The sequence below is a fragment of the Acinetobacter johnsonii genome (assembly GCF_048551975.1).
Classification (GTDB): Bacteria; Pseudomonadota; Gammaproteobacteria; order Pseudomonadales; family Moraxellaceae; genus Acinetobacter; species Acinetobacter johnsonii_A.
On record NZ_JBIMCF010000002.1, the window covers coordinates 119221 to 134326 of the forward strand.

At 42.8% G+C, this 15106-nt stretch carries 19 protein-coding genes; 12 read left to right on the plus strand and 7 right to left on the minus strand.

The genetic code is table 11. The features are described 5' to 3' along the window. Positions 1-10: 10 nt before the first annotated feature. The gene (locus ACG9ZB_RS02670) at positions 11-793 is read right to left on the minus strand and encodes an NRDE family protein (protein WP_419323958.1); all 783 of its coding nucleotides are present in this window, start codon (positions 791-793) and stop codon (positions 11-13) included. A gap of 93 nt (positions 794-886) precedes the next feature. Here ACG9ZB_RS02670 and lgt point away from each other — a divergent pair, with 93 nt between their 5' ends. The 3 genes from lgt (at position 887) to ACG9ZB_RS02685 (ending at position 2556) form a co-directional block, all read left to right on the plus strand. Continuing rightward, positions 887-1699, plus strand: a complete 813-nt coding sequence (gene lgt, locus ACG9ZB_RS02675; RefSeq protein ID WP_184117757.1) for a prolipoprotein diacylglyceryl transferase — start codon at positions 887-889, stop codon at positions 1697-1699. Positions 1700-1800: 101 nt separating this feature from the next. After that, positions 1801-2184 carry a hypothetical protein gene (locus ACG9ZB_RS02680; RefSeq protein ID WP_419323960.1) on the plus strand — a complete coding sequence of 128 codons (384 nt, stop codon included), beginning with the start codon at positions 1801-1803 and terminating at the stop codon, positions 2182-2184. Positions 2185-2187: 3 nt separating this feature from the next. Continuing rightward, positions 2188-2556 carry a hypothetical protein gene (locus ACG9ZB_RS02685; protein WP_419323962.1) on the plus strand — a complete coding sequence of 123 codons (369 nt, stop codon included), beginning with the start codon at positions 2188-2190 and terminating at the stop codon, positions 2554-2556. A gap of 39 nt (positions 2557-2595) precedes the next feature. Here ACG9ZB_RS02685 and ACG9ZB_RS02690 read toward each other — a convergent pair whose 3' ends face one another. Next, complete coding sequence (locus ACG9ZB_RS02690; protein WP_005400835.1) at positions 2596-3105, minus strand: CHAP domain-containing protein; 510 nt, start codon at positions 3103-3105, stop codon at positions 2596-2598. 527 nt (positions 3106-3632) lie between these two features. Here ACG9ZB_RS02690 and thyA point away from each other — a divergent pair. The 5 genes from thyA to msrA all read left to right on the plus strand — a co-directional run bounded on the left by thyA (position 3633) and on the right by msrA (position 7379). Further along, positions 3633-4475 carry a thymidylate synthase gene (gene thyA, locus ACG9ZB_RS02695; RefSeq protein ID WP_005400836.1) on the plus strand — a complete coding sequence of 281 codons (843 nt, stop codon included), beginning with the start codon at positions 3633-3635 and terminating at the stop codon, positions 4473-4475. Positions 4476-4591: 116 nt separating this feature from the next. Continuing rightward, a complete protein-coding gene (locus ACG9ZB_RS02700; protein ID WP_419323964.1) occupies positions 4592-5104 on the plus strand; it encodes a dihydrofolate reductase in 513 nt (170 codons plus the stop codon). Between the two features lie 26 nt (positions 5105-5130). Beyond that, the gene (locus ACG9ZB_RS02705; RefSeq protein ID WP_419323965.1) at positions 5131-6183 is read left to right on the plus strand and encodes a DUF4105 domain-containing protein; all 1053 of its coding nucleotides are present in this window, start codon (positions 5131-5133) and stop codon (positions 6181-6183) included. A 95-nt stretch (positions 6184-6278) separates the two neighbouring features. After that, positions 6279-6737: an META domain-containing protein gene (locus ACG9ZB_RS02710; protein WP_419323966.1), complete on the plus strand. Its 459-nt coding sequence runs from the start codon at positions 6279-6281 to the stop codon at positions 6735-6737. A gap of 114 nt (positions 6738-6851) precedes the next feature. Continuing rightward, positions 6852-7379: a peptide-methionine (S)-S-oxide reductase MsrA gene (gene msrA / locus ACG9ZB_RS02715; RefSeq protein ID WP_419323968.1), complete on the plus strand. Its 528-nt coding sequence runs from the start codon at positions 6852-6854 to the stop codon at positions 7377-7379. A 55-nt stretch (positions 7380-7434) separates the two neighbouring features. Here the strand turns inward: msrA and ACG9ZB_RS02720 are convergent, their stop codons facing one another. From ACG9ZB_RS02720 to ACG9ZB_RS02740, 5 genes are all read right to left on the minus strand, one after another. Further along, positions 7435-7839 carry an ExbD/TolR family protein gene (locus ACG9ZB_RS02720; RefSeq protein ID WP_419323970.1) on the minus strand — a complete coding sequence of 135 codons (405 nt, stop codon included), beginning with the start codon at positions 7837-7839 and terminating at the stop codon, positions 7435-7437. After that, positions 7839-8462, minus strand: a complete 624-nt coding sequence (locus ACG9ZB_RS02725) for a MotA/TolQ/ExbB proton channel family protein (RefSeq protein WP_004692475.1) — start codon at positions 8460-8462, stop codon at positions 7839-7841. Before ACG9ZB_RS02725 ends, ACG9ZB_RS02720 begins: the two co-directional genes overlap by 1 nt. Before the next feature lie 19 nt (positions 8463-8481). Then, positions 8482-9249, minus strand: a complete 768-nt coding sequence (locus ACG9ZB_RS02730) for an energy transducer TonB (protein WP_419323972.1) — start codon at positions 9247-9249, stop codon at positions 8482-8484. Positions 9250-9465: 216 nt separating this feature from the next. After that, the gene (gene purU / locus ACG9ZB_RS02735; RefSeq protein WP_004692478.1) at positions 9466-10332 is read right to left on the minus strand and encodes a formyltetrahydrofolate deformylase; all 867 of its coding nucleotides are present in this window, start codon (positions 10330-10332) and stop codon (positions 9466-9468) included. A 71-nt stretch (positions 10333-10403) separates the two neighbouring features. Continuing rightward, positions 10404-11105, minus strand: coding sequence for a TetR/AcrR family transcriptional regulator (locus ACG9ZB_RS02740; RefSeq protein WP_005400842.1), 702 nt, complete (start codon positions 11103-11105; stop codon positions 10404-10406). A gap of 117 nt (positions 11106-11222) precedes the next feature. Here ACG9ZB_RS02740 and ACG9ZB_RS02745 point away from each other — a divergent pair, with 117 nt between their 5' ends. The 4 genes from ACG9ZB_RS02745 to ACG9ZB_RS02760 all read left to right on the plus strand — a co-directional run bounded on the left by ACG9ZB_RS02745 (position 11223) and on the right by ACG9ZB_RS02760 (position 15095). Continuing rightward, a complete protein-coding gene (locus ACG9ZB_RS02745; protein WP_125280818.1) occupies positions 11223-12671 on the plus strand; it encodes a coniferyl aldehyde dehydrogenase in 1449 nt (482 codons plus the stop codon). Between the two features lie 159 nt (positions 12672-12830). Beyond that, positions 12831-13067: a 50S ribosomal protein L28 gene (rpmB, locus tag ACG9ZB_RS02750; protein WP_010325866.1), complete on the plus strand. Its 237-nt coding sequence runs from the start codon at positions 12831-12833 to the stop codon at positions 13065-13067. 12 nt (positions 13068-13079) lie between these two features. Beyond that, a complete protein-coding gene (rpmG, locus tag ACG9ZB_RS02755) occupies positions 13080-13235 on the plus strand; it encodes a 50S ribosomal protein L33 (RefSeq protein WP_003654787.1) in 156 nt (51 codons plus the stop codon). A 144-nt stretch (positions 13236-13379) separates the two neighbouring features. Further along, a complete protein-coding gene (locus ACG9ZB_RS02760) occupies positions 13380-15095 on the plus strand; it encodes a cation:proton antiporter (protein ID WP_419323974.1) in 1716 nt (571 codons plus the stop codon). The last annotated feature ends 11 nt before the right edge of the window (positions 15096-15106 follow it).

A 15106-nucleotide genomic window follows, 5' to 3' on the forward strand; every position in this document is an offset into this window, starting at 1 on the left:
TCGGCATCTTTTATGGTTTAAATAATACCGTCTGTTCCGTGATTTTTCCTTTACACTCACCCTGCTGCTGCTTTTCCAGCCAAGACCATTGTTCATGGGTCATACGCAGGAAGTTAGAACAGCGTGTCCCATAAATAGGGCTTTGAATAAAGGTCGAAGATAATAACTCTTCCATATCCAGACTAATGCCAGTTTGCGGCAATAAGTTTGGAATAATCTTGCGCTCATCCTCCAAAATATCCCAAGCTGTCGCCTCTAACTCGCGTTGTAAGATGTGGGACTGTTGCAACATCGGTAGGAACTCTTGGGTAAAGCGCTTACGTAAATGTTTGGTTTTTTCCCAATGTTCCGTCATCAAACCATTCGACACCACATACACGCCTTTCGGAAGAACCTGTGGTGCTTCACCACGATTGCTCATATAGACCGCCTGATAGCGATCCCCCATAAAAAGATTAAAACCCGCATAGTCACATTGTTTTTTCTCTAAGTCTTGAGCAAAACGAATCGGGGTTTGTTCAGACTCTAAAAAGGATTGAATCAAATGTCCGCGAGAAGTTGGATAGCTAGTTTGATCCTTTCCATCGCGAAAGTTGGTCAAAACCGCCCAACGTCCTGTTGGCGTTATACCCATCCATGTGCCGCCAGACTGCAAATCTTGCCCTGCAATAATCGGGCTATTTTCCCATTGTTTTAAATGGCTCGAAGGGCGATGATAGAACTCATCTCGATTTGAAATCAAACACAATGGCATCTCATCCAAGACCTGCCATGCTATTGCCACAATACACATAAACGATACTCATCATCTTTACACATTGAATGTACAACATTTTTCATCTCTTTCAGCTAAAATCTGTTCAAAACATAATGACTAGGAATATGCATGCTGACCTATCCAAATATTGATCCCGTCGCAATAGCACTTGGCCCTTTACAAGTCCATTGGTACGGACTGATGTATTTATTGGCCTTTTTGTTTGCTTGGGGACTAGCAAGCTACCGCGCGAAAGAACGAGGTTGGACACCGGATATGGTCTCCGATTTGATCTTTTATGGTGCTCTAGGTGTGGTTATTGGTGGTCGTGTCGGTTACGTCTTCTTTTATGGCTTTGAGCAATTCCTTGCCAACCCAATCTGGCTGTTCCAAGTCTGGACAGGCGGTATGAGTTTCCACGGCGGCTTCTTGGGTGTAATGCTTGCCATGCTCTTCTGGTGCAAGAAATACAAAATGACTTGGTTCCAAACTCTCGACTTTATTGCGCCATGTGTACCTACAGGGCTCATGTTTGGTCGTATTGGTAACTTCATTGGTGGAGAGCTTTACGGTCGCCCTGTTGCAGACCCAAACTTTGCACTGGGTATGATTTTCCCAACGGATCCGCTACAGCTAATTCGCCATCCTTCTCAGCTCTATCAGGCCTTTTTTGAAGGGTTATTGTTATTCATCGTACTGTGGTGGTTCAGTTCAAAGCCACGTCCTCGTATGGCGGTTTCAGCGTTATTCCTGATCGGTTATGGTATGGCCCGCTTCATCGTCGAGTTCTTCCGTGAACCTGACAACGGACAGCTGTTCATCGCATGGATGAGTAAAGGCCAATTCCTCAGTCTGCCAATGATTTTAGTCGGCGCGTGGATGATGTGGTATGCCTATCAAAAGAAAATCTATGATTGGGGCCCACAAAAGAATTATGGCTAATCCGATGAGTAGATAAAATATTGGGGGCATCATTGCCCCCTTTTTTAGGGTCAAATTATGCTAAAGTGACATATATTTGGTTTTTTAAATACATCACTGCCATGCTCGAATTTTGGTTTAATCCCTCAATTTCTATTCTTAAAAAATTACTTATTTTTATCGCAATTACGGTTGTAACAGGTGTGTTGTATTGGATGGCCCCCCTGAGCCTCAATGCCATTTTAATGTTCTTGGGTACTGGGATTGTTTTTCTGATTTGTCGTTACTGCAAAATCCATTTTGCAGCCAAGAATCCTACAGGTTTTCTGTATCGTCTACTGACTTGGATTCCGATTGCCCTACTCTTGGCACTGATTTTTATGAATATTAAAGATGGTGAGCTGCTGATTCCAGGCGCGCAAGGGATTGGTTTTATGGCGCTGGGGATTTGCCTATTTTCCCCTCTATCTCTTTTGCATAACAATACTCAGCCTGAGTCCCAATAAACCATGTTGAACTTTTGGTATTCTGAACGCTGTAGCCGTCAAATTAAACTCATTGTTTGTATTGCCACTTGCGCGATGATTTTTATGGCAGCACAAGTTCAACAGCTTGGCACGATTTTTATTGGTTTGAGTCTCGTGATTGGCATTGCAACGCATCTGCTACGTGGTGTGCAATTGAAGATTGCTCAGGACAATCCGTATCGAGAAGGCTTTTCGCGTTTGGTTATTTTTCTGCCCCTAATTGCCCTGATTTGTTTGCTCGGCTATTTACCCGCTCAAGATAAAATTGCGCTTGCGCTCCAGTGCATCGGCTTTAGTGGAATTGGTTTATTTTTAGTATCGATTCACGCACAGCGTGAAAAAAGAATTTAATCGGGATGCGGAGTTGCTCTACATCCCGTCAACATCTGCTTAATCCATTCGATAATAACTGTAGTTCACATTTTGGTTACGGTAAACCGCATAACCACTTTGTTTAAAATCAGAAACCCAGCCATTGCCTGAATAAGCGGCAATATGTCCATAACGGTTTTTTGCAGTACGGTCGATAATATAAATATCGCCTTTTTTAGGCTGATCAAAAGATAAATTAATTTTACGATAACCAATGCTGGTTAGGGTATTCCCCCAATCTGCCGCAGCCACAGGATGACTCTTGAAGCTTGCACCCGCAGACTCTAAGCCAATGCGAATACTTTTAGCACATTTTTGAGTGCTGGTTTGACGGGTAATATTTCTTAAAAATCCTGTAAATTTTTCAATATCCACACGCTGATGGTTGCTAATAGCCCTTTCTCTTGCTTGCTTCGAGCTTAAAATATCCGCAGCGGTAACATTTCGCTCTGACTGAGAACGTATTATGATATTGGTTTGCGCAGGCGCATAGATGTCATTCATATTTACGTTTTGATCATACGGCATACTAAAACCAACTCTCCTCCCAATCATTAGGGGTGTGCAACTTTTCGAGTTCGAAATACTAACCGCTCAGCATTGAACTTTCATGTCGTAAATGTAATATTTTTTTTCAAAATGCAACACAACTTTTCTAAAGTTTTATTTTCTCTGTACTTTTTGAAACTTAAATTAACTAAAAAAATTTACCCCTTACCCAAGTCCTTTTTCGGCTTAAGCTCAAATGTTTCACCATTGGCTAATGAAGTCCTTAGATATGGAATGGATTGCCCATCTAAACGGCTATCTATTTAGATTCGATACAACTCAATTATTGCAGTTTAAATCCTGCACAAAACCACTTTAATCTGGTTCTCTGTAATAGCTGTCACATAACTTTTATATGAGTAATCATCTTACCTGAACCATTAATCTTGGGTGTGCAATAAGGCACAATTCAGTATAATCATCCGCAGATTTTATAATTTAGAGTGGAAAGAACAGGCACTTCTATTAAGAGGTCTGTTCCCCCAAAGTGTTTATTTGAGAGTTTTATGAAAACGTATTTAGACCTGCTACAACACATCCTCGATCACGGCGGTGATAAAGGCGACCGTACTGGTACAGGTACGCGCTCGGTATTTGGTCATCAAATGCGCTTTGATCTTTCTCAAGGCTTCCCTTTATTAACCACTAAAAAAGTTCACTTTCGTTCAATCGTGATTGAACTGTTGTGGTTCTTAAAAGGCGATACCAATGTGCAATATTTACAGGACAACAAAGTCAGTATTTGGGACGAATGGTCAACCGCAGAACAAACTGCGCGTTTTGGTCGCCCAGAAGGTGAACTGGGGCCGGTGTATGGCCATCAATGGCGTAATTTCGGTGCAACCAAAAAAGCCGATGGTTTGTATGAAAAAGATGGTTTTGACCAAATTGCATGGTTAGTCAATGAAATTAAAACCAATCCAAACTCACGCCGTCTGATTGTATCGGGTTGGAATCCACAAGAAGCTGGGCAAGTCGCCCTTCCTCCGTGCCACACCCTCTTCCAGTTCTTTGTTCATAACGGCAAACTGTCTTGTCAGCTCTATCAACGCAGTGCCGATGTATTTTTAGGTGTGCCTTTTAATATTGCCAGTTATGCGCTACTCACTCATATGATCGCACAAGTCTGCGGTTTAGGTGTGGGTGACTTTGTCTGGACGGGTGGTGATACGCATTTATATGCCAACCATTTTGAGCAAGCGAAGCTTCAGTTAAGCCGTGAACCTTTAGGGCTGTGCCAACTGAAACTCAATCCTGCGGTTAAAGATATTTTCGACTTTAAATTTGAAGATATCGAAATCGTGGGTTATGAATCGCATCCTGGGATTAAAGCACCTGTTGCTGTTTAAAGTAGATCAAGTCCAATTCAATCTCGCATTGAATCAGCGGGATTAAGGTTTACCCATAGATGTTCTTCCTCTCCTTGAGAAAGAATGAGAAATATGACCCAACATTTGAGCGCGTTATGGCCTTTCAAAACTTAGAAGTTGTACATTTAGTCGCAATGGATCAGCAACGCTGTATTGGTAAAGGCAATGACCTACCGTGGCATATTTCAGCAGATCTAAAACACTTTAAAGCCATCACCCAAGGTGGTGTAGTCATCATGGGCCGTAAAACGCTGGAATCGATGGGCCGTACATTACCCAAGCGTGTCAATTGGGTCATTACTCGCGACACTTCTTGGGCTTTTGAAGGCACAAAGGTGGCTTACAGCATCGAAGAAGCTTTAGCGCAAGCTGTTGCCGATGTTCAAGCTTCAGAAAAACCTGACAGTATTTTTATCATTGGTGGCGGTGAAATTTTTAAACAGACCATCGACATTGCGGACCGTTTAGAACTCACGCATGTTGAACTCGATGTGCAAGGTGATGCGCATTACCCTGCTATTCCAGCAGCATTTAAAAAAGTGGTGTCAGAACAACATATTGATGACAAAACTGGAATTGCTTTTGAGTTCGCAACTTATCAAAAATAAAGCATATTCTTTTTGCTAAAAGCACGATGCACAACATGATCAAAATAGAATTTTGGCGGACACTGGGCTTTGGGTTACTCCACACCCTGTTTAGTATTTTTGTCTTGTTCAGTTCAATTTGGCTGTGTTTTGCATTGTGGATTCAAGCACCTTGGGGTTGGTTGGTCAGCCGTATTTTTATTGGGATCTGGATTGCTTTTGCGCTCAGCATTTTAGGCATCTATATCACTCAAAGCTTTTTTGGTCGTCGCCTCGATATCATCCTTTATCTCCTTGGTTTTTTATTGGCGTTGTCTTGGTATTTTAGCTTAGACGCACGCCAAGACCGCGACTGGCAACCTGAAGTAGCAAAAATCTTGCATTATGAAAAACAAGGCGACCATGTCACCCTTCATAATATCCGCAATTTTACATGGCACCCCGATGGCTCCTATACTGAACATTGGGATACCCGCTCTTTCGATCTAAATCAAATCACTGGGGTCAATATCATTACCTCGTACTGGATGGGGCCGCAAATCGCACATACTTTGGTCAGTTTTGATTTTACCAATACTGCACCACTGACCTTTTCCATTGAAATTCGCAAAGAGAAAAATGAAGAATTTTCAGCGATTGGTGGTTTTTTCAGAAAATATGAGTTGAGTTTAGTGGCCTCAGACGAACATGATATTGTGTATACCCGTAGTAATATTCGTCATGAACAAGTCTATTTCTTTCCTGTTCGCCTCGGACAGGCTGAAAGTAAAGCACTGTTTGTAGAGTATTTACATAAGGCTGACGAGCTCGCCAAGCATCCTAAATGGTATAACACCCTCACCAGTAATTGCACCACCTTGGTTTTTGATATGGTTCAAGCCGTTTCACATGACGCTTTACCGACTGACTACCGTATTTTAGCTTCAGGTTATTTGCCGAATTATTTGTATGATTTAGGCGCGATTAGCCAACAGTGGGATATGAAAACTTGGTATCAAAAAGCCTATATCAACCCACGTGTAAGCAAACAAACAGCTTTAACCAGTCTTGAGTATTCACAGCTCATTCGTCAGGGTTTACCCGTTGACCAAACACGCTAAGGTCTGCAACGAAAAGCTGCAAGTTAAAACTGGCAATCAACGACAAAATTTGCTTTGATAGTTCAGACGATACATCAAACTAAGAGTCTGATCCCATGTTAAAAAAACTGATTGCAAGCAGTCTTTTAGCGAGTAGCTTAATCATGACTGGTTGCCAAACGACACCACCGCCATCCGACACCATTGAAATGGCCAACATTCAACAGCTTCAGCAACGGACTTGGATTTTGACGCAAATCGGCAATACCGAAATTAAAACAGCACCCAATGAACGTAATATTCCAAGCCTTCAGTTTTCAGCTGATAACCGCATCAGTGGTGCAGATGGCTGTAATCGCATTATGGGCAGCTATACCCTCGGACGCGATACGCTCACCTTGAGCCAGCTCGCAACCACCCGAATGGCCTGTATCAATAACAGTGCTGTTCCGCAACAGTTCCAAGAAGCGCTGGCAAAAGTGACGCATTACCAAGTGTTTGGTAAAACTCTGAAACTACTCGATCGACATGGCAACTTGCTGCTACAGTTTGGCTCTGCCATTCAACCACGTTAAATTATTTCTATAAAAAGCCTGTAATCACAGGCTTTTTTAATCTATAGCAGACAACATTGTACTGCACCAATCAGCCCTTATATAAACAGATATAAACACAATTAGGATTTTAAAATGCAACAAGCACTCTTTGGCGGTGGATGTTTTTGGTGTGTAGAAGCGGTTTATTTAGAGCTTCAGGGCATACATAAAGTGACCAGTGGTTATGCAGGTGGAGATACCGACAACCCAACATATGAAGACATTTGTCGTGGCGATACCAACCACGCCGAAGTTATTTTAATTGATTTTGATGAAACTCAAATCAGCTATGCTCAGCTGCTCGATGTGTTTTTTGCCACTCATGATCCTACGACACTCAACCGTCAAGGCAATGATGTCGGCACCCAGTATCGTTCAGTCATTTATTATTTTAATGATGCGCAGCGTGTTGATGCAGAGCAAGCAATTAACGACTTAAAGGCAGAAGGTCTCGATATTGTGACTGAACTCAGTCCTGCGCCAACGTTCTATTCGGCTGAAGACTATCACCAAAACTTTTACGCTCGCAACCCATCTCAAGGCTATTGTAACTTTGCCATTCCACCAAAACTGATGAAGCTGCGCTCTAAGTTTCAGTCTTTATTGAAAGACAGCAAATAACTTAATAATTCACCAAAAAAAGCGACTTCAAGAGTCGCTTTTTTTTAACATCAACTTAGTTATCGCTTACGAAAGCAATATCCGCCAGTCCAGCTTCACTTGCACGAGACATGACTTGTGCGACCATATCGTAACGAGATTCTTTATCTGCACGAAGTTGAACCGTTGGCTTGGTTTCCAACTCACCCGCTTCATTAAAACGCTTTTGTAGTTCTTCTAAGCTAATCACTTCATTATCCCAAGCCACTTCGCCTTTAGCATTAATGCTCACCGTAATGGCTTTAGGTGGAGGATCTACAATATCAGCCGTCGTTTTTGGTAAAGTTAATGGAATTGATGGGTTGGCAACGGTCGCTGTCACCAAGAAGATGATCATCAAAACCAGCATAATATCGATCAGCGGAATGAGGTTCATCTCATTCATGCCAGCATCGTTATCGTCACCCAATTGAAAAGCCATTAAGCTTGACCTCCAACTAAACCTTGTTGAGTCGCTTTACTTTCTACTGCCGCAGGTGCTGAGTCTTGTTGCAACATGGTATCAATCAGCAAGCCGTGTGCTTGGTCTTGAAGCTCATGTGCCAAAGTACGGTTTACACGTGCACAGATGTTATACGCTAACACAGCAGGAATCGCGACAGCCAAACCTAAACCCGTCATGATCAATGCTTCACCTACAGGGGTTGCAACTTGCGCTAAGCCCGCCTGACCACTTTTGCCAACAGCAACAAGGGCATGGAAAATCCCCCATACTGTACCGAACAAACCAACGAACGGTGCAAGCGATGCAATCGTACCTAGAACTGAAACACCTTTCTCAGCATTCGCTTTTTCAGCAGAAATTTGACGAAGGAGTGCTTGTTCTGCAACGGCTTTACGTTGTTCAAAGTTCAATACAGCAAACTTTGATTTTAACTTAGCCAAAGCTTGCGAAAGTTGAGCATAAGCTTGTTGTTTCAATTGACGTGTACCCATGATACGTAAAACAAAGATGGTCCACGTTGCAATCGACATTGCCAACAAGATGAAATACAGTGTTTTACTGACTGCATCAGCATGTTGCCAATAAACTGAAAAGTTCATACTCGAACTCCTGATAAAGTTAGCGTTTTGTATTCAATTCCAAATCAAATGGTTGCTCAGCCCGAATTGGATAAGCCACACCATTTTCTTTATAAGGTTTAAATTTAGCGCCTTTGACAGCTCTTAAAATCTTTTCATCTAAAGCAGGCACACCACTTGAGCGCGTAATACGGGCATTCACAATCGACCCTTTTTCATTCGCCTCAATCAACACCACTACTCGACGGTTTTCACCTTGTAAATCTTGATTACTATAAACTGGTTTTGGAGAGCGGCTCCATTGCACACCTGAACCACCAACCGACACCGACTTCGGTGAAGTATCGGCAGGTTCAGCTTGAGTAACAGGTTTCGTTTGCTCTGGTTGCACGACAGGCTTTTCGACTTTTTTCTCTGTAATCGTCGTGGTGACTGTCGGTTTTACTGGAGTTTCGGTTGGTTGAACAACTGGTTTCACCACTTCTGCTTTTTTAACTTGTTGAACCTTTTCTACCTTTTTCGGTGGGGTCGGTTGTGGTTTTTCCACAATCTTCACTTCCTTCGGCTTAGTCGGTTCCTTTTTCGGTTCTTCCTTCGGCTTAGGCGGTAGCGGTTTTGGTGGTTCTTGAATTTTAACGAAGCGAACCTTCAAGGGTTCTTTTTCAATCGGTTTGAGTTCAGGAGCTTTCATGTGGTTCACTGCCCACAATACGCCCATATGGCCCACGACAACCGCGATCAAAGCAGCAAGAACTTTCTTTTTCATCGGGTTGGGAGTCTGCATAGGAGAAATAACTGTTGAACTCATTAAAATCGGTGACCTAATTTAAGCGGAGTGGCCACTGGGTTGGTTTCCACTATAACGCTTATCGGTTAGTACAATAAGGTAGCGCAATGATAAATGAGAAGTGTTTTCATTTGCAACTATTAATTTGTCACTTTTTATGGTTTTTTCTAATCATACCCAAACAAAAAAGACATACTTAATGTATGCCTTTTTTCAATCTTGCTTGCAACCAATTTTTTATTGGAAAACGACTGTTTTGTTACCATCAACAATAATACGGTCTTCTAAGTGCCACTTCACTGCACGTGCCAAGACGTTACGTTCAACATCCTGACCCAATTCACGTAACTGATCAACCGTAAAGTCATGGTTCACACGCTCTACATCTTGCTCGATGATCGGACCTTGATCCAGATCCGCAGTGACATAGTGTGCAGTTGCACCGATGAGTTTTACACCTTTTTCATGCGCTTGCTTGTATGGATTTGCGCCAACAAAAGCCGGTAGGAATGAATGGTGAATGTTGATCACTTTCATTTCCCACTTCTCGACAAATGCTTCATCTAGAATTTGCATATAACGCGCAAGTACCAATAAATCATTGCCCTGCATTAATTCATCAATTTCAGCATAAGCTTCGCGTTTGTTGTCCTTCGTTACAGGGACAACTTCAAACGGAATACCAAAGTTCTCAACCGCTTCACGTAAAGTTTCATGGTTAGAAATCACTTTAGTAATTTCGCACGGTAAACCGCCACGCGCATGACGCCATAACAGCTCAAGTAAGGCATGATCTACTTTAGATACCAAAATCCCGACTTTTTTCACGTCGCTGACCAGCGCCAAACGCCATTGCATTTCATAACGCTCAGCTACATTTGCAGCAAAAGTTTGAGTGATGCTTTCTTTACGAGACTGTAAATTGTCCAGTTCAAACTCAACACGCATAAAGTAACGTCCGCCCTGAGCTTCAGTCGCGTATTGATCAAGCGCAGTGATATTCGCGCCTTGATGATACAAAAAGCTCGATACAGCTTGCACGATCCCTGGCTTATCTTCACAAGTAATCAGTAAACGTGCCGTGTTAGCAGTTGTCATATTCATGTCAGTTTAAATCAGTAAAATGAAAATCAAGCCGAGTATTCTAGCGCTTTTTACTCAGCTGTCAAAACACCTTATGGCTTATCATCCGATTTAAATGACGCCAAGCTCGAAAACAGTTCAGATGGCCCCATCGTATCCAATAAGCGCTCATACGTCTCACGACTTTCACCACGCAAATAGGCCCCTTCTAAGAACACCATTTGACGGAGTGCCTGCCAAACCCACTTTTCTTCTAATGTATTAGAGTCAGTGATATGACCCGACATATAAAGGAAGTTGGTCCAGTTGGTCAGTACAATCCATAAATTGATAATCAAGGCTTCAATTTCAGACGACGTCATTTGCATCAGACCAGCATCAACAAAGGCCTGATAGATCTTTTGCCCTTGCTGCATCACCTGCCCTGCAAAACGCGGATACATCTTGCGGAAGTCTTCATTATTTTCAACCAAATGATAGACATCTCGATGTAAAAAGCGATAAGCCCACAACTGGCTGCTTAGTACCTGAAAATAACGAATTTTATCATTGGCATCTAACAGACGGTCATCAGGCAAAGCCAGCATCTGTAGCGTTTCGCCTTGATACTGCTCCATGAGCTCTTTGATAATTTCACTTTTATTTCGAAAGTGATAATACAAATTACCCGGACTCATATTCAATTCAGCGGCAATATGATTGGTCGTAACAGAACGTTCTCCACGCTCGTTAAAAAGCTGCAAACTGAGTTGCAAAATACGTTCTTTGGTTTTCAACGTTTTAGTTTGAGACATCCTAAAATAACCATTCATTCAGTGCATTAGAAGACTAACACATAAAGTAACTTGACTAATTAGAGCAATTACTCTAAAAAATTAACCATAAATTGAAATTTGAAATGGTAGTGCGGCATGAACAGTCAAACAAAAACAACTTCATTGACACCACATTCTTATGATATTCAGCACCTACATGATGTGCTTGAACAGCAAAAGCACGCTTATTTACGTTATCCATTGCCAACCGCAAAAGAGCGTATTGACCGTTTGGCACGACTTAAGCGTATCTTAGTTAAGTATCAAGATCAATTTGCAGAGGCAATTAATCAAGACTATGGCAACCGTTCCACCAGTGAAACCAAAATTGGGGAATTACTCACCTGCCTTGAACATATCAAATATTATAGCAAGCATTTAACCACGTGGATGAAACCCTCGAAACGTCACGTTTCCATCATTCACCAGCCGGCTAAAGCATGGGTGCAATATCAACCTTTAGGTGTGATCGGCATTATTACCCCATGGAACTATCCTCTATTACTCTCGATTGGACCCTTAATTTGTGCTTTGGCGGCAGGTAACCATGCCATGATCAAGATTTCTAGTTCATCGGGTAACTTTGGTCGCATCCTTGAAAAAGCGCTCTCTGAAGCCTTCCCTCAAGAATTAGTTTCCGTGACCAATGGCGGTGGTGCGATCTCGGATGCCTTTTGTCGTCTGGCTTTTGACAAACTGATTTTCACAGGTTCAACCAATGTCGGGAAAACCGTCATGTCTGCTGCGGCAGAGAACCTCGTTCCATTGATCCTCGAACTTGGCGGAAAATCACCAGTATTAGTACATCCTTCTATTCATTTACGGGATGTTGCACAGCGGATTGCTGCAGGTAAACTGTGGAATGCAGGTCAAACCTGTGTGGCACCTGACTATATGTTCTTGCCTAAAGGTAAAACTGCCGAGTTCATTGAACACTTCCGCGAGTGTGTGGAAGAGATGTATCCTGACATTCTGCATAATCCAGACTACACTTCAATTATTAATGACCGCCAATACAACCGCTTGCAAGGTTATCTTGAAAATGCACGTGAGCATGGAGCACAGGTGGTTGAAATCAACCCAGCCCATGAAACCTTCTCCGATACACGTAAAGTGCCCCCTACACTGTTAACTGGCGTCACGCCTGACATGCGTATTATGCAAGACGAAATCTTTGGACCACTGCTGCCGATCATGGAATATGATCAAATAGACGATGTTATCGAGTTTATTAATAGCCGTCCGCGTCCACTTGCATTATACTACTTCGACTTTGATCAGGCGCGTGCAGATTATGTTGCACAGCGTACTCATTCAGGGCATTTCGGACAAAACACGGTTTTGACCCATGTCGCACAAGACGATTTACCATTTGGTGGCGTTGGTGCATCAGGTATGGGGAAATATCATGGTCCAGAAGGTTTCTTCAGTTTGTCGCATGAACGGTCAGTGATGTCGAATCCCAAGTTATATAGCTTGAAATTCATTCTCCCACCGTTTAACAAACCAATTCACAAGTTGATTTCAAAGACCCTTCTTCGCTAAATGATCAAGGCATGACCTATCGCACGGGTTCATGCCTAGTTTTAATGAAAATCGCTTGTCTTTTAAGCGCATTTTTGGTATAAAACGCCCCTTGAATGATTTCATCCGTTTACTTAATAACTAGCGCACAATCGGTGCTGTCTAGCAATGGAGTTCACCATGTCTAAGGTTTGCCAAGTTACCGGCAAGCGTCCAGTCGTTGGCAACAACGTCTCGCACGCCAATAACAAAACCAAACGCCGGTTCGAGCCGAACCTGCATCACCACCGTTTCTGGTTAGAAAGCGAAAAACGTTTCGTACGTCTTCGTCTAACTACAAAAGGTATGCGTATTATCGACAAATTGGGTATCGAGAAGGTTGTTACTGACCTACGTGCTCAAGGTCAAAAGATCTAAGGAGTCTGAACAATGCGTGATAAAATTCGCCTAGTTTCTACTGCTGGTACAGGTTATTTCTATACCACAACTAAGAACAAACGTACTATGCCGGAAAAAATGGAAATCAAAAAATTTGATCCAAAAATCCGTCAACACGTAATCTTCAAAGAAGCTAAAATTAAATAATTTTAGTTTTTTGGAAAAAACGACCTGCTTTAGGTCGTTTTTTTTTGCTTTTTTTTCGTTCGACTTGTTAAACTTTTAATCTCTTTTGGCACCTTTTGTGCTTTGCTTCTTTTTCACCCTTAACTTTTGCTTAAGGAGTTTTTAGTGCCTCATGACGTAGATCTCATTATATTACTTGCTGTCGGTTTTGGGCTCGCGCTCATTTTCGGCTATCTTGCCGTACGCTTACGCCTTCCCCCACTCATTGGTTATCTGATTGCGGGTATCATTATTAGTCCCAATACCCCGGGTATTGTCGCGGATATTCATCTAGCGAACCAATTGGCTGAACTTGGGGTCATGTTCCTCATGTTTGGTGTGGGCATGCATTTTTCCCTCAATGACTTATTACAAGTTCGACGCATTGCACTGCCTGGTGCTATTTTACAAATTGCTGTCGCGACCCTGCTCGGAATAGGCGTCAGTATGATCTGGGGTTGGAGTTTTGGCTCTGCCTTGGTCTTCGGCTTAAGCCTGTCCTGTGCCAGTACAGTGGTATTACTCAAAGCACTGGGAGACCGTGGTCTACTCAATTCGGTCAACGGTAAAATTGCCGTAGGTTGGCTCTTGGTTGAAGATCTGGTCATGGTCTTGGTGCTGGTACTCTTACCCGCTACAGCAGTGCTACTCGGTGGAGAGGGCCTTGCAGGCGGTGCTGATGATAACATTTGGCTTACCTTAGGCATCACCTTACTTAAAGTGGTAGGTTTCATCGCTTTTATGCTGATCATCGGGAAACGTCTTGTTCCAATGATCATGCAATTTGTTGCTCGACTTGGTTCACGTGAACTGTTTACCTTAACCGTGGTGGCTGCTGCGGTCTCAATCGCCTTTGGCGCGTACAAAATTTTCGGTGTTTCCATGGCACTGGGCGCTTTCTTTGCCGGGATGGTCGTTAAAGAGTCTGACTTTAGCCACCGCGCCGAAGAAGAAACTCTCCCTCTACGTGAAATTTTTGCCATTTTGTTCTTTGTTGCAGTGGGCATGTTATTTGACCCACGCATCTTAGTGGAACAACCTGTGCATGTGCTTGCAGTCATTGCAATTATTATGATCGGCAAAACCATTGCCGCTATGGCACTGGTGCTCTTTTTTCGCTACCCCATCAATACGGCACTCACCGTCGGTGCTTCACTGGCACAAATTGGTGAGTTTTCCTTCATCTTAGCCACACTCGGGGTTTCACTTAAACTATTGTCCCTAGAAGGGCAAAACCTAATTTTGGCAGGAGCACTCATCTCCATCACCTTAAACAGTTTTGTGTTCTCCGCAATTGAGCCTGTACAACGCTGGATTCGTGAGCGCTCGCATCTAGCACGCTTACTGGAACGTAGTGGTGACCCATTGGCAATGCTACCTGATGAAGTTTCACAAGACTACTTACGTGATCAAGTGGTAATTGTTGGACATGGTGAAGTGGGGCGTCGAATTACCAAACAATTGATGGCCGAAGACATTAAAGTGGTGATTGCGGAAGAAAACCGTGAAATTGTAGAAAACCTGCGTGAAAAAGGCATTGCGGCTGTTTCTGGGATGGCGACAGACCCTGGCGTACTGATTCAAGCTCATATTCAACATGCACGCCTGTTGGTACTTTCCCCGATGGATATTTTAGATATTCATAAAATCGTGGATATTGCCAAAACCCTCAATCCTGAGATTCAGGTTTTGGTGTGTGCAGAAAGTAAAGAAGAAGCTGAAGTGATTCGCCGCGATCAAATTGGTGAGGTTTATTTTGCAAAAGAGGAAATGGCGAAAAATATGAGCAATCATATTTTAAATCAAATTCAGATTGCACATCATCAAGCACCCACCCACTAAGGAACAAACAC